Raw genomic sequence first — 23,123 nt, forward strand, 5'->3', positions numbered from 1 at the left:
AAGGTGTAGAATTTATGGCAGAAAATTATTTGGAACCGATTGTATTAGAACGAGCAGACCCATGGATATACAAGCATACCGATGGATATTATTACTTCACTGGATCAAAACCAGGGTATCAGGAAATCGAATTAAGACGTGCGAAAACCTTGAAAGGACTGGCTGACGGTGAAGTAAAAGTCATCTGGACGGCTCATGCCGAAGGCTCAATGAGTGAGCTGATCTGGGCACCAGAGATTCATTTTATTCAGGGGAAATGGTACATCTATTTTGCTGCTGCAGATCATGGAGAAGTCAGAAATGATCAGCATCATCATCGGATGTTTGCAATCGAAAATGCGAAAGAAAGTCCCTTTGAAGGAGAGTGGGTGGAAAAAGGACAAATTAAGACGCAATTTGAGAGTTTCAGTTTAGATGCTACGGTATTTGAACATAGGAACCGATTGTATTATGTCTGGGCACAAGTAGATCCAAATATTCCAGGCAATTCCAATCTTTATTTATCAGAGATGGAAAATCCTTGGACATTGAAAGGAAAGCAGACTCTTCTGAGTATCCCTTATTATGAATGGGAAAAAATCGGCTTCAAAGTAAACGAAGCACCCGCCGCTTTGATTAGAAATGGAAAAGTGTTTATCACTTATTCAGCAAGTGCGACGGATGAAAACTATGCGATGGGGCTTTTATGGGCAGATGAAGAGAGCGATTTGTTGAATGGCTACTCGTGGAACAAATTAAAAGAACCAGTGTTTTCAAGTTCTGAGCGTAATTCTCTTTATGGTCCTGGTCATAATTCATTTACAATTGATGAGGAAGGAAAGCAAGATATTTTAGTTTATCACGCTCGACCAGAAAAAAATGATTATAGTGATCCATTGGAAAATCCAAACAGACATGCGTATGTTCAGCCATTTACGTGGCATAAAAATGGACTGCCTAATTTTGGCGAACCTGGTGTAATCAAAGCTTAAGAAAAAGAGAGGAAAAAAATGACTACAAAAATAAATATGATCAGTAGGATGATACCTGTTTTTTTGACCAGTTTTTTTCTTATGGGATGTCAAACAGGGGAAGCTGCCGAGCAGCTTATACAAAAGGAGTGGGAAACAACATCTAAGGAACGGGTATCGATCCATGACCCTTCAATTACAACTATCCATGAGGAAAATCAAGAATTATTCTATGTATTTGGTTCACATCTTGCTCAAGCAAAAACATCAGACTTACAAACGTGGGAAGTTCCTTTTTCTCACGAATATGAATCAATGGAAGACAATATTATTTATGGAAATACCAAAGAAAATCTAGCTGAAACATTTAAATGGGCAGGATATGATGATGCTGATTCAAAAGGCGGCTATAGTCTTTGGGCGCCAGATGTGATCTGGAATGCTGATTATGAATGGTCAAATGGAGACAAAGGAGCCTACATGCTTTACTACTCAGCTAGTTCTACTTGGCGGCGTTCAGCGATTGGATTAGCTGTAGCAAAAACAATTGAAGGACCATACAGCTATTCTGACACAGTTATTTATTCTGGATTTACAGAAAAAGATTCAACGGATGGTAGTGACCGTAATACAAACTATCAAAATACTCATTTGGCAAAACTGATCAAAGATGGAAAAATAAGTGGTTTTAGTGAAAACTGGTCTATCGAAGCCGGTCTTACCTATAACACCGATTATGCGCCAAATGCCATTGATCCCGCTTTGTTTTATGATGAAGAAGGGAAACTATGGATGACCTATGGTTCTTGGTCCGGCGGTATCTTTTTATTGGAAGTTGATCCAGCCACTGGAAAACCAATGTATCCTGGTGAAGATAGCACTACAGAAGATGGGCGCATCATTGATCGCTATTTTGGGATTAAACTCTCAGGTGGCTATCATCAATCAGGAGAAGGTCCCTACATTGTTTATGATGAGAAAACCGATTATTATTACCTATTCGTCACTTACGGTGGTTTAGCAGCAAAAGGTGGTTACAATATGCGACTATTTCGCGCTGAAAAACCAGAAGGACCTTACCTTGATGCCCAAGGAAATAGCCCAATCTTGGATAAAGGTGAACAAAATGTGAATTATGGTATCAAATTGATTGGGAACTATCAATTCTCGTTTCAACAAATGGGGTATCGAGCAGCGGGACACAATTCGGCGATCATCGATGAGAATGGTCAGTGGTCCTTGGTGTATCATACGCGCTTTAACAATGGAACCGAAGCCCATGAAGTGCGGGTCAACAGAATGTATATGAATGAGGAGGGCTGGCCAGTTCCAGCACCCTATGAGTATCGAGGCAATGAACAAGTAGCAGATGCTTTGACAGAAGATGAAATTATCGGGCGCTATGAAATCATTAACCATGGCACCGACAATGGAACGACCATGCTAAAAACGCAGATGATCGAGTTTCAAAAAGATGGAAACGTTACTGGAGACTTGACCGGAACTTGGACGTACGATGCGGGATACTTGGTGTTGACTTTTGAAGAAACTACCTTCAAAGGAATCTTATTAACTCAGGAAATAACAGAATTCGAGCAGCAAAAGTTAACGTTTTCAACGATTGGCGATAATAATGAGTCCATTTGGGGAATCAAAGAATAGGAGTAGGAAAATGACAATCAAAATTCTACACACAAAATCAGGAACAACGATCAGCAAATATATCTACGGTCATTTTGCAGAGCATCTAGGCCGTTGTATCTATGAAGGATTATACGTTGGAGAAGATTCGCCGATCCCAAATAAAAATGGGATGCGGATCGATGTGGTTGAAGCACTGAAAAACATTCAAATCCCTGTGCTGCGTTGGCCAGGCGGCTGCTTCGCCGATGAATATCATTGGAAAGACGGGATTGGTCCTAAAGAAAACCGCAAAACGATGGTCAACACTCACTGGGGCGGCGTGACTGAAAACAATCATTTCGGGACCCATGAATTTTTTGAATTGATCAAGCAGCTGCAATGTGACGCGTATGTCAACGGCAATGTCGGCAGCGGAACGGTGCAAGAAATGTCAGAATGGGTGGAATACATCACGATGGATGGCATTTCTCCGATGGCTGATCTTCGCAGAGAAAATGGCCATGAAGAAGCGTGGGAAATGAAATTTTTTGGCGTAGGAAACGAAAACTGGGGTTGTGGCGGCAATATGCGGCCAGAGTACTATGCGGATCTGTATCGCCGCTATCAAACCTATGTCCGCCAATACGGTGACAAAAAAATCTACAAAGTCGCTGGCGGAGCGAATGTCGCAGACTATCATTGGACAGAAACGCTGATGAAAAACGCCCATTGGTTGATGGACGGCCTAAGCTTGCACTACTACGTTCATCCGCAAGGCTGGGAAGAAAAAGGTAGCGCCTTGGAATTTGATGAGGCAGAGTGGCAAGTGACCTGTGAAAAAGCAGCCTACATGGATGAATTATTGACCCGCCACAGCGCTATCATGGACCAGTATGACCCAGAAAAGCGTGTCGGAATCATTGTTGATGAATGGGGCACTTGGTTCTCAGCAGAACCTGGTACGAATCCAGGCTTCTTATACCAACAAAATACGATCCGTGATGCCATGGTCGCAGCGATCACCTTGAATATTTTCCATAAACATGCCAAGCGAGTGCATATGGCAAATATCGCACAAACCGTCAACGTCCTGCAAGCGATGATTTTGACAGATGGCGAACAAATGGTGAAAACCCCAAGCTATCATGTATTTGATTTGTACAAAGTCCATCAAGATGCTGAAACCATTGATAGCCATGGGACCAGCAGCGATACCATTACGTATACGATTTCGAAAAAAGAGGATACGATCCATCTATCGGTTTGTAATTTTGCTACCCAAGGCACGGAAGAATTATCCTTCTCCCTTGAAACAGCGATCAATAAAGTGAAAGAAGCTCGTTATATCGTGGGAGACAAAATGAACGCACACAATGATTTTGATCATCCTGAAGATGTGGTGATCCAAGACTTCACCGCTTACGATGTTGAAGAGAACAAAGTCAGCTTGCGTGTGCCAGCAATGAGTGTTCTAACGATCTCATTGACAGTCTGATCCCATGACTTGTAAAGGATGCGAAGTGAAAGATGTTGCTGTAGCAGCACAGGAAGACATTGAATCCTTGATTGCAGAACAACTTTCTTTAGAAAGAGACTTGGCTTTGCCGGAGATCGTCAGTAGGAGAATAGCTGTTTGTGAGACCTGTCCACTGCGATTGAATCATACCTGTACCAAATGTGGCTGTTTTTATCGGTTTCGCGCAAACTTAGCTAAGAAAAACTGTCCTGCAGGAATGTGGGAACAAACAGGACAGCTCGTCAAGTAGCTGTCCTGTTTTTATAAAATAGTATAAATCAATTAGGAGATGAGGGAAAGACATGACAGCGATCAATGGGGTTCATGATCCTACGATTATTGAACATGAAGGCACCTTTTATTTATATTCAACGGACACACAACAGCCCAAAACGGCTGGTGTACCAATTCGTAGCTCAAAAGATTTGATCCATTGGCAACTTGAGAAACAGGCATTGTCAGAAATGCCTGAACCAGCAGTAAAATGGAGCAAAGCTCAAGGACTATGGGCACCGGAAGTTATTCGCTACAAGGACGAATTCCGTATGTATTATTCTGCTTCGACATTCGGCAGTACCACTTCTTTTATCGGCTTAGCTACAGCTTCAGATCCTTTGGGTCCTTGGGAAGATCAAGGAGAGGTTGTTAAAACCAATGCAACTCTTGCACAGCATAACGCGATCGATGCCAATATTGCTTTTGACCGCTCGGGTGAGCAGTGGTTTGTCTATGGTTCTTTCTTTGGCGGAATCTATATTGCTCCATTGAACAAAGAAACTGGAAAACTTCAAGAAAAGAGCTATGGCCAACGGATTGCTTTTCGTCCGAAAACAGTTGATACTGCTATTGAAGGACCATTTATTTATTATCACCCTGAAACCGATTATTATTATTTGTTTGTTTCTTTCGATTCCCTTAATGATTCGTACAATATCCGTGTCGCCCGAGCAAAAGAAATTACGGGGCCATATCTGGACTGGCATGGTACGGCCATGACGGATCAAGAAAAGACGCCAACCGAAGTAGGGACCAAACTGTTGGGCAGTTATCAGTTCTCAGAAGAACCAGTTGTATACGCTCCTGGTCATAATTCGATCTTTACGCAATCCAATAAGGAAAGTTTTGTTGTGCATCATGCACGGAGAAAACCATTTAGTGACCAATTCCATTTACAAATACGTAAACTATATTGGCTGGAATCAGGCTGGCCAGTGATCTCTGCTTCAATCTATCAAAGAAGTGTTTCACGAATGCCAGAACAGGAAAATCTTTTAGGAAAGTGGGAAATCATCCAATTTGATTACGAATCTCAAATTATATCTTCTCAACAGCATGAAATAACAGAATTAAAAAAAGAAGGACGAAGTTACTTGTGGGAAGGAAATGAATTTGTCCCATATTATGAGTACATCGACCAAAAAGAAAGGTTGTTTTTCTCTGGAATCAATGATCAGGGCGTTGCGTTTCTTGGTCGAAAAGTGTGCGAAGAATAAAAAACAAGCAGCACAATGAGCAGATTGCATTGTGCTGCTTATAAACGTATACTGCTGCCCTTTTTACTAAATACTGCCTTTTAATAATCTGGCGCCATGAGTAGGAATCTCAGCCTCGTCAAGTGACCATTTTTTGTTACCATAACTCAGTGCTATTTTTAATTGGTGATTCACAAACCCAACGGTCTAATCAAGTTTCAAATCGATAGTGAACATGAATGGCAGGAGACGAAAGAGGCAATCATTTTTGAGGCAGTAGAAGACTTGACGGCCAAAATCAGTTTTGCATAACCGTTACAAATCTTTCGTGCGTATCCTCAGATTTTATTCAAGATATCAATCAAGTCACACTGCAACGAGGAACCTTCGTGTATTGGTGTTGTTGCATAGACTCACAGGCTTTGGATTCGACCTTTGCTAAAGATGATACGTTGTTACCAATTACTTTACGTTTGGCTACCGCTAGTCGTAAAGGAGTAAGAAGTGAGCGTGGACAAAGATCCTCCCTAAAAAGGGGTCTTTTTCTCTATGTAAAAAAGAGGAAAAGTTTGCTGAATTTAAGTGCTTTATTGTATTTTTTTGACGTACTTAATCAAGTACGCTATAATTATATCAGAAAAAGGAGGAGAGACAATGGCTAATACAACGATGAATCCTAGCACTGCTCGTAAAAATTTTTATCAGTTATTGAAAGAGGTAAATGAAAATCATACTGAAATCGAGATTATTAGTGATCGTAGTGGAAACAATGCTGTATTGATTGGGCTGGAAGACTGGAGAGCGATTCAAGAAACCCTTTTTCTTGAGCAAACAGGTACTTTAGATAAAGTACGAGACCGCGAAAAAGACGACAGTGGCTTTACGAATATCGATGATATTGATTGGGAAGCTCTTTGATGAGTAACTATACAGTCGCAATCAAAAACTCTGCGAAAGTGGATTTAAGAAAAATCAAGCAATCGAATTTAAAGAAACAATTTGAAGAAGTGATTCAGACATTGAAGGAAGATCCATATATGCCCACGCAGTCTTTTGAAAAGCTGAGACCTACACATGAAGGCAGATACTCACGCAGGCTGAATAGACAGCATCGAGTGGTTTACAAAGTTGATGAGGAAAATAAAGTTGTGGAAATTTATTCTGCCTGGACACATTATGAGTGAAGTGAGAAGAGCCAACCTTTTTAGATAGTTAACAAAGAGTCACCTCAAAAAGGAGACTCTTTTTTTGTTCTAAAACCAACCTTCTTGGATTTATTGCATGATTTCTTTAATTTGTTCCTATATCTCCACCTTTGAAGGGTCATTGTTTGAGTTTAGGAATGTTGACGGGTTTATGTAAAACAAGGAGGAAGAAGTGTGACAAGGAAAATCAGTAAAATTGGCGCATCGTTGTTAGTGTTGGCAGTGGCAACGACCATCGATTATCGCCAAAGTGAGGCGAAGACAATTGGAAAAGTCGTTTATCGAGAAACAGCCAAAAGTATGTTGAAAAAAGCAATGGATAATCAACCGGAGTCGTCTTATTGGTTCCCAGAGGATTCGTTGGCATGGTCTTTTGGAAAAGATACAGATAAGAAATACAATACCAGTGTCGTTCCTTTAGCAGAGCGGATATCCAAAGCGACATTACCGAACATGAATGTCACTCAAACGGAAGAAGTCAAAGTCGTGGCGATTTCGGCCATGAATAGCAGTATCAACGGCAATGCACCACGAGGGATCGATACCTTTGACGCCAATGTCTTTTCTTATTGGCAATACATCGATCAATTGGTTTATTGGGGCGGCTCTTCTGGCGAAGGGATCATCGTACCGCCAAGTCTAGTTGCGACGGATGCAGCCCATAAGAATCGTGTACCGGTTTTAGGAACCGCAAACCGCCCATGGCGAGAAGCTGGAATGGCTAGATATGTTTTTAGCCAAGGATGAGGATGGCAAGTTCCCGATTGTAGAAAAGATGATCGAAGTTACCAATACATATGGATTTGATGACTGGTTCATCAATCAAGAAACCGATACGACAGTCACCAGTTTTGATGATGCAACTGAAGGCATCGAACAATCGAAGACTGATGGAAAAGGCTTAAATGAAAGCCACGCCAAAGCGATGTAAGAATTGATGCCCAATTCAAAGAACAAGCAGACGAGTATTTAGAGATCATGTGGTATGAATTCCATGACGAGTGATGGAAAAATGGATTGGCAAAATGCCTTAGCGGATAAGAAAAAAACTTAGTCGGTGGATGCAGAGATGAACCCGTTGGCAGTATGAAGTTGGAGTATACGGAATGGACAAATAGCTAAGAAAAGCAATTCTTTGCCCATAAAGAGGGAAGAACCAGAGTGGAATATTGCCTTAAAAAATGACAGAACTAAAAAAGCTTTTGCGACCAACAAATGGTCGCAAAAGCTTTTGTTTTTTTACAATAACATCAGCGCGATGTACGGCTGGCTGGATCTAGCCGTCTTTCCAAAATACCTAAAAGCCAGTCCGTGATGATCGCCATTAATGCAGTTGGCAATGCACCGGCTAAAATAATCGATGTGCCATCTGTTGCATTGGTTCCTCGGATAATGATATCTCCAAGACCACCAGCACCGACGAATGCACCGATAGCGGTTATCCCGATGGCAACAACTAGCGCGTTTCTTATGCCTGCCATGATAACAGAAACAGAGAGTGGTAACTCTACCATGAACAGCCGTTGTCTAGCAGTCATCCCCATGCCTTTGCCGACATCAAGGATGTTTTTGTCTACTTGGATCATCCCGGTATACGTATTCTTGATGATGGGTAACAGGGAATATAAAAATACAGTAACAATCACGACATTGACTCCCAGACCTAATCCAATGATTAAAATGGAGATCATGGCTAGAGAAGGGATCGTCTGAACGATATTCGCCAAACGAATCACCCAGTTTGCTAATTTACGTTTCCTAGAAATCATGATCCCGACCGGAATCCCGACAACTGCTGCAAAGAGGACACCATAGATAGAAATCAGGAAGTGACGGATAAATTGTGCAAAGATATAGGAGCCATTTTCCTGGAAATAATAGAAAAATTGTTGAAAGACATTCATTTTATCCAATTGCTTCACTTCCCTTCAAAATAGTGGTTTTCTTGTAAGAAACGTTGTGCTACAACTGATGGTTCCACTAGATTATTATCTGCTTCGTAGTTCAATTCCTGCATTTTTTCCGTACTGATGGTATGACCTAACTTATTTAAGGCTTCTTTTAAATGAGGTGTATCAGCTAATACCTTGTTGTCTACAACTGGAGCAGCATCATATGGTGGGAAGAATTGACGATCATCTTCCAACATGACTAGATCATAACTGGCAATCCGTCCATCCGTAGAGTAGCCAAGAACAATATCCATTTTTCCTGCTTCGACTGCATCGTAAACAAGTCCAATCTGCATAGGTAATATCGAGTTGAAAGAGAAGCCATAAGTTTCCTGGAAGCCGTCGTAACCGTCTCCTTTACGATTGATCCAAGAAGTATCTACACCAGCTACTAATTCATCCGCTACATTTTTCAGATCGCTGACTTTAGATAGATGGTATTTTTGTGCGGTGTCTTTTCGAACAAGAAAGACATACGTATTTTCAAAACCATAGGACGGGAACCACGTTTGATCGTATCTTTTCTCAAATTCATCTTTCACGGTAGCAAATGCTTTTTTCGGATCTTTTTCAGGAGGAAGATTCAATGTAGTGGTTAAATCTGTTCCTGTGTAACGAGCTGCTGAAATCGAAGCATCTCCGTTCATCATCGCTTGGTGGTTGATAGTTGTAGTAGCCAGATTGTTGATGATCGCTGTGTTTTTATCTGTATAATGTTCAACCATCCCGGCAACTAGACTTGCTAAGATCTGAGCTTCAGAAGTGATTCCACCTGTGATCGAGATGGTGTCTTCATCTGTATTGCTGGCAAGTCCAGGGAAGGAACAACTCGCAAGTATAAGAAGAGAGAGAAGAACCATGGTCATTTTTAATATACGTTTCATTCTTCATTCTCCTCTCTAAGTGCGATCGGTGTCAGCCGGTGTTCCAAGAGACCTAGAAGCCAATCAGCCAACAGTGCTAAAATCGTTACAGGGATCGTACCCGCTAAAATGAGATCTGGTTGGTAATTATTCAGTCCACTAAAAATCAAATCACCTAGACCACCAGCCCCGATATAAGAGGCAAGGGTAGCCCATGCAATCACGTAAACGGCAGCTAAACGAATGCCGGCCATGATCGTTGGCATAGCAATAGGCAGTTCGACGGAAAAAATGGATTGGAACTCAGTCATTCCCATCCCTTTTGCCACATCCCGATAATTCCAATCGACATTTTTCATCCCGATATACGTATTTCGTAGAATTGGCAATAATGAATAAATAAAGAGAGCGATGATCGCAGGTAATTTACCTACACCAAATAACGGGATCATCAATGCCAATAAAGCAAGAGAAGGGATTGTCTGCAAGGCACTGGTTAAACCAATCACAATCGTGGCAGCTTTCGGAAAACGTGTCAGTAAGACACCAAGCGGTACAGCAATGATGATACCAATGATCAAAGCAAGTCCTGAAATATAAAGATGTTCAAAACCTTTTGAGAGAATTTCTGAACCGTGCTGATGAAAAAACTGCTGCATAGGTCAGACCTCCTTAGATTCTTCAGGAGTAGCTGACTCTGCAACATCAGTAGTTGCGGGGTCTTCTCCCCAAATCACATCGTAGACGATATCCACTAATGATGCGCGAGTCAAGATACCTACGACTTTGTTCTGTTCATCAACGACCGGCACGTATTTCAGCCCGCGTTTTAAAATGCGTTGCAAGGTATCACGAAGATAGGCGGATTCTTTTACGTAAAAAACATGTTTATTCAAAATGTCGCCTACACTGGATACTTTTCCTCGTTTTTTATTCAACGTTTCTACATCGATAAATCCTTTTAATACATTCGAATTATCGGTAACTAACAACGTATCTACACGTTTTTCCCTCATCAGTTTGATTGCTTCTTGTAATGATTTTTCCGGTGTAATCGTGATTGCTGTATTTAGCATAACTTCTCCGACTCTTGTCGCATTTGGTTTTGCTTGTAGTAAGCGATCTTCTCCAATCAATTCTTCTACGAAATCGTTTGCAGGATGACGTAAAATATTTTCTGGTGTATCGAATTGGATCACACGACCTTCACTCATAATGGCGATACGGCTTGCTAGTTTAATCGCTTCATCCATGTCATGGGTTACAAATACGATCGTTTTTCCCAAGCGCTCCTGTAAATCTTTGACAAGGTCTTGCAAAGAATCACGAGTGATTGGATCAAGCGCACCGAATGGCTCGTCCATCAAGATGATATCTTGATTCGCTGCAAGGGCACGAACGACTCCAATACGCTGCTGCTGACCACCAGATAATTCATGTGGGTAGCGATCTAACATCTCACGGGGTAATTCCACAAGATCAATCATTTTTTCAGCTGTTTTATTCCGTTCTTCTTGACTGACTTTCAACAATTTTTGGACAAGAGTGATATTTTCACGGATCGTCATGTGAGGCATCAATCCAATACTTTGGATAACATAGCCTATCTGACGTCGCAATTCCACTGGATCAATTTCTTGGATGGATTTTCCATCAATCAAAATTTTCCCTTGTGTTGGATCAGTCATTCGGTTGATCATCCGCATCGTCGTCGTTTTTCCGCTTCCGCTCGTACCGATAAAACAAATGAACTCACCCTTTTCAAATGAAAGATTGACGTCCTCTACAGCAACTTTCCCACCTTTATAAATCTTTGACACATTTTGAAATTCAATCATGGTGCCACCTCTTTTTTTCTTTTTCAATGAAGGTTCTCCTACTACTAGTATGCCTAAAAGAACGCTAGATTACAAATGAGGTGTATTTTTTTGGGCGCTGAGTGTTTTTGATGAAAATAAAAGGGACAGAGTCAAGAAAAATCAGTCGCCGTTTTTTGCCAATTCAGCACGAAAAATGGTAGAATGATTGAGCACATGATAGAAAGTGAGTGACGATATGTTAACAACAGAAGATTTTGATTTTGACTTGCCGGAAGAGTTGATCGCACAAACACCATTAAAAGACCGCGATCATTCTCGTTTACTTGTTTTGGATCGGAAAACTGGAGAAATGAAAGACAAGCATTTCCATGAAATCATTGAAGAATTACACCCTGGTGATGCGCTAGTCATGAATAATACACGAGTTCTGCCCGCTCGTTTATATGGAGAAAAACCAGATACTGGTGCTCATTTAGAAGTCCTTCTTCTAACGAATACAGAAGGAGATACGTGGGAGACATTGATCAAACCTGCGAAACGTGCCAAAGTTGGGACAAGAATCTCTTTTGGTGATGGCAGATTGCAAGCAGTAGTGAAAGAAGAATTGGAACACGGCGGACGGATCATTGACTTTGAGTATGAAGGAATTTTTCTAGAGATTCTTGAATCGTTGGGAGAAATGCCATTGCCTCCATATATCAAAGAACGTCTGGAAGACCCAGATCGCTATCAAACTGTCTATGCGAAAGAAAATGGTTCTGCTGCAGCGCCAACAGCGGGATTGCATTTTACGAAAGAACTGCTTGATGAGATTGAAGCAAAGGGTGTTGAATTAGTCTATCTGACACTACATGTAGGGTTAGGTACATTCCGACCTGTCAGCGTAGATAAAATTGAAGAACACCATATGCATAGTGAATTCTACCGTTTGACGGAAGAAGCAGCTGAGCGATTGAACCAAGTACGTAAAAATGGCGGGAAAATCGTAGCTGTCGGAACAACTTCAATTCGAACATTAGAAACGATTGGGACGAAATTTAATGGAGAAATCAAAGCAGACAGCGGATGGACTGATATTTTCATTACGCCTGGCTATGAATTCAAAGTGGTAGAAGCTTTCTCAACTAATTTCCATTTGCCAAAATCGACTTTAGTCATGTTAGTCAGTGCCTTTGCAGGAAGAGAATTGACTTTATCTGCTTACCAGCATGCGATTGACGAGCGCTATCGTTTCTTTAGTTTCGGAGATGCGATGTTCGTGAAATAAGACTGGTTAGAACGATCGTACTATGAGTATTAAAATGTCAAGAATATCTCCGTAAAAACAAAGAAAAAAGCTGCCAATTTTTTAACTGGCAGCTTTTTTCGATGCTTCTATTCGCAGATAATTATGCAGTTGCGTTTCTGCTTTGAAGCACGTGTTATTACTAGAAACTTCATTAACGAGTAATAACATTGAAGAAGTTAAGAACTATCTTTATGATACACCAACTTTTCAGCGACAATCGATCAATTTTTGTATGAAAAATGTAGTAAAATGCAAGTTAAAAGTTAGGAAAAATGCGTACAAATAAGAAAAAGCCGAGCTCTCGATAAGCTCGGCTTTCTTGTATCTCGGAAGGATTCAAATAAACAGAAATGATTGTAACTTTCCATCATACATGCAAAGCACGGTGTTGAATTTCTTCATGTTAAACAAAAATTTTGTTTTCGTTACATCTTCAACATTTGAAACATCTCTTGTTCCTATTCAATTTTCAGACGTTTACGTTATTCAATTGTTACGTATCGCATTACTTCTTGTTTCGGATACTTCGTGATCCAAACATCCATACGCATTCACTATTTATAGTTTTGTACTCTACACGCATGTCTGGGTGAAACCTGTACTTCTAACAACTTTGTTTGCTTAGACTATTCTATCGAGAAATTCTTCTGTTTATTTGATGGTATCCTCCTTCCTTACATCTATATAATAGCATCTTCTGGTAGCGTTTGCAAATATAAGTGCTTTGGATTTTATGCTTTCTTAACAAATAATCAATAGGCCCTTTGTTTGAAGTAATTAAAAAAAGGATGTTATAGTAAAATTAGTACCTTTTTTTGTACGAAGATTTTAAAGGAGGAATAGGATGGAAGAATACAAGCAGACAATAGAAGAAGTAAAGAAGGTAACGGAAGCAGATCCAGATACTGGGTTGTCTTCACAAGAAGTGGATGAACGACGAAAAAAGCAGGGATTGAATAAATTCGATGAGGCACCAAAAGAATCAATGATCAAAAAATTCTTTCGAAGCTTGTCGGATTTTACAACGATCATCCTTCTTATAGCAGCGGTGATTTCCTTTTATACTGCATTTGCTACAGAGCATGGAGATTTATTTGAAGGACTGCTGATCATCGCTATCGTTGTGATCAACTCGGTATTGTCAATCGTCCAAGAAGGAAACGCAGAAAAAGCACTGGAATCCTTGCAAGATATGAATAAACAAACGGCAACTGTCATACGTGACGGCAAAGTGACCACTGTCGAGTCAGAGAAACTGGTGGTTGGTGATATTCTTGTTTTAGAGTCCGGTGATGCTATTTCTGCCGATGCCCGTTTGATCGAAGCATCACAATTACGTGTAGAAGAATCGGCGTTGACTGGGGAAAGTGAAGCAGTTGAAAAAGACGCAGCATTCGTCGCAAAAGAAGATGAGTCATTAGGTGACCAACTCAATATGGTATTTAAAGGATGTACGGTTGCTGCAGGTCGTGGGAAAGCCATCGTCACTGCTATTGGTATGGCTACTGAAATGGGTAAGATCGCGGATCTTTTGAACGAAAATACCATGCAAAAAACACCTTTACAGGTCCGATTGAATCAGCTAGGCAAACGAATCAGTATGATCGCTTTAGCGGCTGCGGCTTTAGTATTTGTGATTGGCGAACTGCAAGGAGAACCACTCCTTGAGATGTTCATGACTTCGATTTCCTTGGCTGTTGCAGCTGTACCGGAAACCTTGACTGTTATTGTTACGTTGACACTTGCATACGGTGTGCAGAAGATGGCGAGGAAACATGCGATTATCCGACAGCTACCAGCAGTGGAGACGCTGGGAACCGCCAATGTTATCTGCTCAGACAAAACAGGAACGCTGACACAAAATGAAATGCGCGTCCGCCGAGTCTGGAGCAAAGAAGATGAAGTAACGAATATCGAAGACTCAATGACGAACAGCGCGATGGAAATATTGAAAATGGCTGCACTATGTACAGATGTGACGGTCGAACAAGAAGACGATGATCTTGTTATCAAAGGTAATCCAACAGAGGTAGCCATCGTTAGGGCTGTTGAAGAGAATTATCATACAAAAGCAGAATTAGAAGAAAAATATCCACGAGTAAACGAGCTTCCTTTTGATTCTGAACGAAAAATGATGACAACAGTTCACCAAATGGGCGAAAAATACATCTCAATCACCAAAGGAGCATTCGATGTTCTTGCTCCGCGCTTTAGTTCAGGCGATGTAGAACAAGCAGCAATCGTTAATGATCGTTTCGGTAAACGGGCACTGAGAGTGATTGCTGTTGGTTATGCTACTTATGACGAAGAACCGCAAGATATTTCTTCTGAAGCGTTGGAAAAAGACTTACGTTTGATTGGTCTGATCGGAATGATCGATCCGCCGCGTCCAGAAAGTAAAGGAGCAATCAAGCGAGCGAAAAAGGCCGGCATCAAAACAGTCATGATCACTGGAGATCATGTGGTAACTGCCAGTGCCATAGCGAAAGAATTAGGTATCTTGAATGATCCGTCAGAAGCACTCTCAGGATCAGAACTGCATCAATTATCAGACGAGGAATTAGATGCGCGTGTCAAATCTCTCTCTGTCTATGCTCGGGTAACGCCAGAAGATAAGATCCGAATCGTCAAATCTTGGCAACGTACGGGTGCAGTCGTAGCGATGACTGGTGATGGCGTGAATGATGCACCAGCGTTGAAAGCAAGTAATGTCGGATGTGCCATGGGGATCACAGGTACAGATGTGGCGCAAAGTGCCGCAGATATGATTCTGACGGATGACAACTTTGCGACGATCGTCGATGCTGTCAGTCAAGGACGCTCGGTTTATCAGAATATTCGTAAAGCAATCAACTTTTTGCTAAGTTGCAACATTTCTGAGATCTTTATTGTTTTGATTGCGATGCTGTTAGGTTGGGGCGCACCATTCACAGCTGTACAGTTACTGTTTGTCAATGTAGTTGCCGATGGACTTCCAGGATTTGCTTTAGGAAGAGAACCAGCAGAACACGGCATCATGGATCAGCCACCTATTCCGAAAAACGAAGGGATCTTTGCTCGAGGCTTATTGCAAAAAATCGCCATAAACGCAGGGGTCTTCACCATCGTAACTTTGTTTGGTTATTATTTAGGTAGTTATGTCGATACTATCAGCCCATGGGTAGACGCAAGTCAACATGTCGGTCAAACAGTTGCATTCTTGATCTTAGCTTACTCATCAATTTTGCATGTGTTCAATGTACGCAGCAGTCAATCGATCTTTAAAGTCAATTTAGCAACGAATAAAGCGTTGTTTGAAATGGCGTTACTGGCATTAGCTATTACAACGGCTGTTGCTTTGCTGCCGTTTACGCAAGAACTATTCGGCCTAGTACACATCAGTTTGAATCACTGGTTCTTGGTAGGGATTTTGTCTATCGTACCAATCGCGGTCAATGAACTGATCAAGTTCCATCGATTACCGGAAGCAGAAGAAGAGGAATGATCAACTGTTTCTAAGTTGATTTTCTTTTTACTGGAACTATACAAAAAGGAGGTGTGACATGAATGTTGTCACACCTCCTTTTTTGCTAATAGGCTGAATATTTCTTTTACTGCCTCTCGATAAACGGTGTTCTCCTGCCAACCCCTCGGTCACAAGTCACACTCTCTTTTAAATATCTTTCGGCAATTGTTCATAAAATGCTGCTTTTGTTGCGGAAATGTATGGGCTGAGCCATAGATAACCGATACCAGCAGTTGCTAATGCTAAGATATGCCAGCCGATAAATGAAAGATCTAACCAGAAAAGTTTTCCTTTGTAACCATCCATCAATTTTCGACTTGCGGTGATCGTATCCAGTACTTTAGGCGTTTGACCTGTTTCTTGGACGATATCATAATAGATAAAATAGCTTTGAGAATAAGAATAGCTTTTAATGATTCCAGGAATAACTAATAACAAACCCCATAATGTTGTAAAGATTGAAATCAGTACAGCTAAGCCGATCACTCCGCCGATAAACAAACCTTTGAATCCACGAAATGCATCTTTGAATGGTTCAATCTGATCTTTTTGACCACGTAAAACATCAAGATAAGTCCAAGAAATACCACTCATGAACAAAGCGCTGATAATGCTAGAAATAATTCCACCACCGCCTCCTGAACTACCGCTTCCTGATGCCATCGCATCTGAGACGTTCGCTGAGCCATCATATGTGGCAATAGCAAACAAGATAATAGGAATCATAATAAGAAGAATAGCAACAATACCAATCAATGTAGGGATTAGATTTAATAAAACAGCTTGACCCCACCGACCTTTTAAACTCTCTTTTGCTTGGCGTTTTAATTCTGCAGAAGATTGCATGATTTTACCCTCCTTTCTTTCATAAAACCAATATACCATGTATCAAAAAATATTTCTGTCATAATGTTTTTTCTTTTTTGTTATTCATGAAAAAAATAAAAAAAAGAATATTAAATAAAGTAGAAGGAAGCCGAGGAAACTTGCAAAAAGCACTTGAAACGATTATGATGGTGGGAGTTGTCAAGATATTTTATATAGAAAGTAGGGAAATGAATGACGCAACCTGCCATTCGCTATCGTTTAATCAAGAAAGAAAAACATACTGGCGCGCGTTTAGGGGAATTGATCACGCCGCACGGAACTTTTCCCACACCAATGTTCATGCCAGTAGGAACATTAGCTACAGTAAAAACAATGTCCCCAGAAGAGTTGAAAGAAATGGGTGCTGGCGTTATTTTAAGTAATACATATCATTTATGGCTACGCCCTGGTGAAGACTTAGTAGAAGAAGCTGGCGGACTGCATAAATTTATGAACTGGGATCAACCGATTTTAACAGATTCAGGCGGCTTTCAAGTTTTTTCATTAAGTGATATGCGGAATATCGAAGAAGAAGGCGTGCATTTCAAAAACCACTTGAACGGTTCGCGTATGTTTTTATCACCAGAAAAAGCAATCAACATCCAAAATAAATTGGGCTCTGATATCATGATGAGTTTTGACGAATGTCCACCATTCGATGAAAGTTACGACTACGTGAAAAAATCAGTAGAACGTACGTCTCGATGGGCAGAACGAGGATTGAAAGCTCATGCTAACCCAGACCGTCAAGGATTATTTGGAATCATTCAAGGAGCAGGATTTGAAGATCTTCGTCGTCAAAGCGCGAAAGATCTAGTCGGCATGGATTTCCCTGGTTACTCAATCGGCGGGTTATCTGTCGGGGAACCTAAATCAGAAATGAACCGTGTATTAGAATTCACTACACCGTTGATCCCCGAAAACAAACCACGTTACTTGATGGGGGTCGGTGCTGCTGATTCATTGATCGATGGTGTTATCCGTGGAGTAGACATGTTTGACTGTGTCTTGCCTACTCGAATCGCTCGAAATGGCACATGTATGACTTCTCAAGGCCGTCTAGTAGTGAAAAATGCGAAATATGCCCATGATTTCCGTCCAATTGATGAGAAATGTGATTGTTACACATGTAAAAACTATACACGTGCATATATCCGCCATTTGATCAAATGTGATGAAACATTTGGCATTCGTTTGACTTCTTACCATAATTTATACTTCTTGTTGAATTTAATGAAACAAGTACGTCAAGCAATCATGGATGATAATTTGCTTGAATTTAGAGAAGCCTTTTTTGAAGAATACGGGTTCAATAAAGAAAACGCAAAAAGTTTCTAAAGGAAAATCTTTTAAAAATTAAGTAAAAAACTAGTGTTAGCAGCATTTTTCTGCTAAAGTGTTTTTTGTAGATACAGAATTAGTGAGGTGAAAAAAATGGGATCATTACCAATGCTTGTGATGTTTATCGCGCTATTAGCAATGTGGTTTTTTATGTCACGTTCGCAAAAGAAACAACAGCAAGAACGTCAAAACTTGTTAGATAGCATGAAACCAGGTGATTCAGTCGTAACAATCGGCGGATTACACGGAGTTGTTTCAGAAATCGACAATGATAAACGGACAGTCGTTATAGACTGCGAAGGGATCTTCCTTGAGTACGATCGTGCAGCAATCAAAACGGTCAAACCAGGAACTGTCGTAACAAATGATGCAACGACTACTGTTGAAACAACAGAAGAACCAGCTGAGACAGTTGAAGTAAAAACTGAAACAACAGAAACGCTGGAAGAGACAGAAGAGAAGAAAGAAAAATAAGTATCAAAGCTTATTTAAAGACGAGGTAGGGCAGAAAGGTGTCCTACCTCATTTTTTATTCAAAAAAGAAAGAGATAAGAGCATAGGATACATTGCTCAACGTTGAATAATTGGGTGTGTCATATAAATGATAATAAATAACTTTATATATTTTTCCATGTAAACACTTATAAATAAAGGGATTTTATATTTAAAAATAACTGTGAAAAAAATCACAAAAAAGTGTTTACATAGAAAAACAAATATTGTATGATATACATGTGAATGATTTAACAAATAACCATGACCCATTAGGAGGATAATGATGGCTAAAGTAATGGAAAAAGAAAAAACGAAGACAATTGACGTACAAGCAATGATTGATGGTTTGGCAGAAAAAGCAAATGTAGCATTGAAAGAAATGGAAAGCTTTGATCAAGAAAAAGTGGACCATATCGTGCATGAAATGGCAATGGCAGCTTTAGATCAACATATGCCATTAGCAAAAATGGCTGTGGAAGAAACAGGTCGCGGTGTTTACGAAGATAAAGCAATCAAAAATATGTATGCGTCCGAATATATTTGGCATAATATCAAACATGATAAAACAGTTGGTGTAATCAATGAAGATGTCCAAAAGGGATTGATTGAAATTGCTGAACCAGTCGGTGTGGTTTGCGGAGTAACTCCAACAACGAATCCGACTTCCACAACGATTTTCAAATCAATGATCGCGTTGAAAACAAGAAATCCAATCGTTTTTGCTTTCCATCCAAGTGCCCAAAAATCTTCTGCAGAAGCAGCACGAGTGGTACGTGATGCTGCTATCGCTGCCGGAGCTCCTGAAAATTGTATCCAATGGATTGAACATCCATCGATCGAAGCGACTTCTATGCTAATGAACCATCCAGGTATCGCGATCGTCTTAGCGACAGGTGGAGCTGGAATGGTCAAGTCTGCTTACTCTACAGGAAAACCAGCTTTAGGTGTAGGTCCAGGTAACGTACCAGCTTATATTGAAAAAACAGCAAAAATCAAACGTGCAGTGAACGATTTGATCGTTTCGAAAACATTTGATAATGGGATGATCTGTGCTTCTGAACAAGCTGTGATCGTGGACAAAGAAATCTACGCAGCAGTAAAAGCAGAATTCCAAGCACACCAAGTTTATATCGTAAAACCAGATGAATTGCAAAAATTGGAAGATGCAGTGATGAACGAAGGGAAATATGCGGTCAATCCATCAATCGTTGGACATTCTGCGATGGAAATCGCTAATTTGGCAGGAATCAGTGTACCAAAAGGAACGAAAATGCTGATTGCTGAATTGGAAGGCGTAGGACCAGATTATCCGCTTTCAAGAGAAAAACTTTCTCCAGTTCTTGCCATGATCAAAGCTAACAACACGGACCATGCGTTCGATTTGTGTGAAGGTATGTTGAATCTTGGAGGATTAGGACATACAGCAGTTATCCATTCAGAAAACGAAGAGTTGCATGTCAAATTCGGTCTTCGAATGAAAGCTTGTCGTATTTTAGTGAATACACCATCTGCAGAAGGCGGCATCGGTGATATCTATAACGAAATGATTCCGTCATTGACTTTGGGATGCGGTTCTTATGGTAAGAACTCTGTTTCTCGTAACGTCTCTGCTGTAAACTTAATCAATGTCAAAACTGTAGCGAAACGGAGAAATAACATGCAATGGTTCAAATTACCGCCAAAAATCTTCTTTGAAAAGAATTCTCTATTGTACTTAGAGAAAATGGAAAATGTTGAACGTGTCATGATCGTTTGTGACCCAGGTATGGTCCAATTCGGTTACTGCGATACAGTTCGTGAAGTATTGGCACGACGCAAAAATGATGTGAAGATCGAAGTCTTCTCAGAGGTTGAACCGAACCCATCGACAAATACCGTATACGCAGGAACGAAATTGATGGCAGACTTCAAGCCAGATACAGTGATCGCTCTTGGAGGCGGTTCTGCAATGGACGCGGCTAAGGGAATGTGGATGTTCTATGAACACCCAGACACATCTTTCTTCGGTGCAAAACAAAAATTCTTGGATATCCGTAAACGGACATACAAGATCGATAAACCAGAAAAGACACAATTCGTATGTATCCCGACAACATCAGGAACTGGTTCTGAAGTAACACCATTTGCGGTCATCACTGACAGTGAAACACATGTGAAATATCCGTTGGCAGATTATGCATTGACACCGGATGTCGCAATCGTCGATCCTCAATTCGTTATGTCAGTTCCAGCATCTGTCACAGCAGATACAGGAATGGATGTGTTGACGCATGCAATTGAATCTTATGTTTCAGTCATGGCTTCAGATTATACACGCGGATTGAGTCTGCAAGCGATCAAATTAGTCTTTGACTATTTAGAAAAATCAGTGAAAACACCTGATATGGAATCACGTGAAAAAATGCACAACGCTTCTACAATGGCTGGTATGGCGTTTGCTAACGCATTCCTAGGTATTTGTCACTCAGTCGCACATAAAATCGGCGGGGAATACGGGATCCCTCATGGGCGGACAAATGCGATTCTTTTACCGCATATTATCCGCTACAATGCAAAAGATCCACAAAAACATGCGATGTTCCCTAAATATGACTATTTCCGTGCAGATACAGATTACGCAGATATTGCAAAATTCTTAGGTCTGAAAGGCGAAACAACAGAGGAATTAGTCGAAGCTTTAGCAACTGCTGTTTATGAATTAGGAAAATCTGTCGGCATCAACATGAGTCTAAAAGCTCAAGGAGTCACACAAGAAACACTAGATACTACCGTAGACCGTATGGCTGAATTAGCTTACGAAGACCAATGTACGACAGCTAATCCGAAAGAACCATTGATCTCTGAATTGAAACAAATCATCATTGATGCTTACAATGGATAAGCAAAAGAAAGCATAGAAAAGAGATAAAAAAATAGATGAAAAAGAACTTGGAAAACGTTGTTTCTCCAAGTTCTTTTTTTGTTTTCTAAGTATTTGAAAGTTACTTTTGTTATTTAACGTTTAGGTCAATTTTAGACAGTTTTTGTTCAAAAAGCGATATTTATAGTGAACGGTATTACTGCTATATTAAGGATATAAAAATGAAAGCGTTTAAAAAGGTGGCATAAAGATGATTATTAAAGAAGAGATTTTTGTACCTAAAGAATTAGTGAAAGAAAAAATTGACCTGCTCGTTGAAAACCTGACAACGATCAAAGACGATAACGGTGAATTTTTATTGGACTTTGATGGATTGAAAGTAGATGACAAAAGCTGGACAGTATGGAATTGGCCACAAGGTGTCGGATTATACGGTATTTATAAAAATTACCAGATGACAAAAAATCCTCGCGCTTATCAAGTAGTCAATGAATGGTTTGAAGATCGGATGGAAGAAGGCGCTCCGCCAAAAAACGTCAATACGATGGCCCCGTTGTTGACGATGGCTTACTTGTATGAAGACACGAAAGATTCACGCTATTTGCCTTATTTAGAACAATGGGCAGAATGGGTCATGAATGACATGCCTCGGACAAATGAAGAGGGGTTGCAACATGCCACATATGGACCGGAAAATAAGAATCAGCTGTGGGATGATACATTGATGATGACAGTGCTTCCTTTGGCAAAAATCGGGAAACTGTTGAATCGCCCAGAATATTTAGAAGAAGCACGTTACCAGTTTATGATCCACATCAAATACTTGATGGATAAACGGACAGGGTTGTGGTATCACGGCTGGACGTTTGAAGGAAATCATAACTACGCCGAAGCATTTTGGGCTCGTGGAAACTGCTGGTTGACGATTGCTATTCCAGAAATCATCGAGATCTTAGAACTATCGAAAGAAGATGCATTGCGCAAATTGTTGATTGAAACACTTGAAGCACAAGTGCGCGCATTAAAAACTTATCAATCTGAAAGCGGTTTATGGCATACGTTGTTAGATGATCCTTCTTCTTATGTGGAATCTTCTGCAACTGCAGGATTTGCTTACGGTATTTTGAAAGCGGTCCATAAACGTTATTTGCCGCAAGAATATAAAGAAGTCGCTTATCGTGCTATCCAAGGATTGCTTGAACAAATCGATGAAAAAGGAGAAGTCCAAAACGTTTCAATCGGGACAGGAATGGGGGATAGTTTAGATTTTTATCGGAATATCGGAATCACAGCAATGCCTTATGGACAGTCGTTAACGGTGCTTTGTTTGACAGAATTGCTCGTCTCTTATTGTTAAAAGAAAGGA

At 40.5% G+C, this 23,123-nt stretch carries 19 protein-coding genes and 1 pseudogene; 15 read left to right on the forward strand and 5 right to left on the reverse strand.

The features are described 5' to 3' along the window. Window positions 1-14 precede the first annotated feature (14 nt). From RWU19_RS10070 to RWU19_RS10110, 9 genes and pseudogenes are all read left to right on the forward strand, one after another. Window positions 15-971: a family 43 glycosylhydrolase gene (locus tag RWU19_RS10070; protein WP_123837541.1), complete on the forward strand. Its 957-nt coding sequence runs from the start codon at window positions 15-17 to the stop codon at window positions 969-971. 18 nt (window positions 972-989) lie between these two features. After that, window positions 990-2,612: a glycoside hydrolase family 43 protein gene (locus RWU19_RS10075; protein ID WP_123837542.1), complete on the forward strand. Its 1,623-nt coding sequence runs from the start codon at window positions 990-992 to the stop codon at window positions 2,610-2,612. A gap of 10 nt (window positions 2,613-2,622) precedes the next feature. Continuing rightward, complete coding sequence (locus RWU19_RS10080) at window positions 2,623-4,068, forward strand: alpha-N-arabinofuranosidase (protein ID WP_070703901.1); 1,446 nt, start codon at window positions 2,623-2,625, stop codon at window positions 4,066-4,068. 4 nt (window positions 4,069-4,072) lie between these two features. Beyond that, window positions 4,073-4,339 (forward strand): DUF6171 family protein, encoded by a 267-nt coding sequence (locus tag RWU19_RS10085; protein ID WP_002315578.1) that lies wholly within the window; start codon window positions 4,073-4,075, stop codon window positions 4,337-4,339. 52 nt (window positions 4,340-4,391) lie between these two features. After that, complete coding sequence (locus RWU19_RS10090) at window positions 4,392-5,582, forward strand: arabinan endo-1,5-alpha-L-arabinosidase (RefSeq protein ID WP_002315579.1); 1,191 nt, start codon at window positions 4,392-4,394, stop codon at window positions 5,580-5,582. A 162-nt stretch (window positions 5,583-5,744) separates the two neighbouring features. Then, window positions 5,745-5,873: a hypothetical protein gene (locus tag RWU19_RS10095; RefSeq protein WP_260241352.1), complete on the forward strand. Its 129-nt coding sequence runs from the start codon at window positions 5,745-5,747 to the stop codon at window positions 5,871-5,873. 342 nt (window positions 5,874-6,215) lie between these two features. After that, complete coding sequence (locus tag RWU19_RS10100; RefSeq protein ID WP_002294199.1) at window positions 6,216-6,479, forward strand: type II toxin-antitoxin system Phd/YefM family antitoxin; 264 nt, start codon at window positions 6,216-6,218, stop codon at window positions 6,477-6,479. After that, the gene (locus tag RWU19_RS10105) at window positions 6,479-6,745 is read left to right on the forward strand and encodes a Txe/YoeB family addiction module toxin (protein ID WP_002294198.1); all 267 of its coding nucleotides are present in this window, start codon (window positions 6,479-6,481) and stop codon (window positions 6,743-6,745) included. Before RWU19_RS10100 ends, RWU19_RS10105 begins: the two co-directional genes overlap by 1 nt. A 522-nt stretch (window positions 6,746-7,267) precedes the next feature. Further along, window positions 7,268-7,568 (forward strand): annotated as a pseudogene (locus RWU19_RS10110) (endo-beta-N-acetylglucosaminidase); the annotation flags it as partial. Window positions 7,569-8,016: 448 nt separating this feature from the next. Here RWU19_RS10110 and RWU19_RS10115 read toward each other — a convergent pair. From RWU19_RS10115 to RWU19_RS10130, 4 genes are read right to left on the reverse strand one after another with little or no spacing between them, the layout of a single operon-like run. Beyond that, a complete protein-coding gene (locus RWU19_RS10115; protein WP_123837545.1) occupies window positions 8,017-8,688 on the reverse strand; it encodes an ABC transporter permease in 672 nt (223 codons plus the stop codon). After that, entirely contained in the window at window positions 8,685-9,602 is a 918-nt protein-coding gene (locus tag RWU19_RS10120; protein WP_002293406.1) for an osmoprotectant ABC transporter substrate-binding protein, read from the reverse strand. Before RWU19_RS10120 ends, RWU19_RS10115 begins: the two co-directional genes overlap by 4 nt. After that, entirely contained in the window at window positions 9,599-10,240 is a 642-nt protein-coding gene (locus RWU19_RS10125) for an ABC transporter permease (RefSeq protein WP_002293405.1), read from the reverse strand. The genes RWU19_RS10120 and RWU19_RS10125 overlap by 4 nt, the downstream gene beginning before the upstream one ends. A 3-nt stretch (window positions 10,241-10,243) precedes the next feature. After that, complete coding sequence (locus tag RWU19_RS10130; RefSeq protein WP_002294192.1) at window positions 10,244-11,419, reverse strand: betaine/proline/choline family ABC transporter ATP-binding protein; 1,176 nt, start codon at window positions 11,417-11,419, stop codon at window positions 10,244-10,246. A gap of 217 nt (window positions 11,420-11,636) precedes the next feature. Between RWU19_RS10130 and queA the strand changes: the two genes are divergently transcribed. Both queA and RWU19_RS10140 read left to right on the forward strand, forming a co-directional pair. Continuing rightward, window positions 11,637-12,668 carry a tRNA preQ1(34) S-adenosylmethionine ribosyltransferase-isomerase QueA gene (gene queA, locus RWU19_RS10135; protein ID WP_002293403.1) on the forward strand — a complete coding sequence of 344 codons (1,032 nt, stop codon included), beginning with the start codon at window positions 11,637-11,639 and terminating at the stop codon, window positions 12,666-12,668. An 865-nt stretch (window positions 12,669-13,533) separates the two neighbouring features. Next, entirely contained in the window at window positions 13,534-16,173 is a 2,640-nt protein-coding gene (locus RWU19_RS10140) for a cation-translocating P-type ATPase (RefSeq protein ID WP_123837546.1), read from the forward strand. Between the two features lie 168 nt (window positions 16,174-16,341). Here the strand turns inward: RWU19_RS10140 and RWU19_RS10145 are convergent, their stop codons facing one another. Next, window positions 16,342-17,040 (reverse strand): DUF975 family protein, encoded by a 699-nt coding sequence (locus RWU19_RS10145; protein ID WP_002293400.1) that lies wholly within the window; start codon window positions 17,038-17,040, stop codon window positions 16,342-16,344. A 213-nt stretch (window positions 17,041-17,253) separates the two neighbouring features. On the opposite strand from RWU19_RS10145, the gene tgt reads away from it, so the two are divergent. The 4 genes from tgt to RWU19_RS10165 all read left to right on the forward strand — a co-directional run bounded on the left by tgt (window position 17,254) and on the right by RWU19_RS10165 (window position 23,114). Continuing rightward, the gene (gene tgt, locus RWU19_RS10150) at window positions 17,254-18,399 is read left to right on the forward strand and encodes a tRNA guanosine(34) transglycosylase Tgt (protein ID WP_002294183.1); all 1,146 of its coding nucleotides are present in this window, start codon (window positions 17,254-17,256) and stop codon (window positions 18,397-18,399) included. Between the two features lie 96 nt (window positions 18,400-18,495). Next, window positions 18,496-18,876 carry a preprotein translocase subunit YajC gene (yajC, locus tag RWU19_RS10155; RefSeq protein ID WP_002293398.1) on the forward strand — a complete coding sequence of 127 codons (381 nt, stop codon included), beginning with the start codon at window positions 18,496-18,498 and terminating at the stop codon, window positions 18,874-18,876. 304 nt (window positions 18,877-19,180) lie between these two features. Continuing rightward, entirely contained in the window at window positions 19,181-21,778 is a 2,598-nt protein-coding gene (gene adhE, locus RWU19_RS10160; protein WP_002341075.1) for a bifunctional acetaldehyde-CoA/alcohol dehydrogenase, read from the forward strand. 229 nt (window positions 21,779-22,007) lie between these two features. Beyond that, entirely contained in the window at window positions 22,008-23,114 is a 1,107-nt protein-coding gene (locus tag RWU19_RS10165) for a glycoside hydrolase family 105 protein (RefSeq protein ID WP_002309738.1), read from the forward strand. The last annotated feature ends 9 nt before the right edge of the window (window positions 23,115-23,123 follow it).

Origin of the sequence: Enterococcus sp. 2STP, assembly GCF_032465635.1 — a bacterium.
GTDB classification, from domain to species: Bacteria; Bacillota; Bacilli; order Lactobacillales; family Enterococcaceae; genus Enterococcus_B; species Enterococcus_B lactis.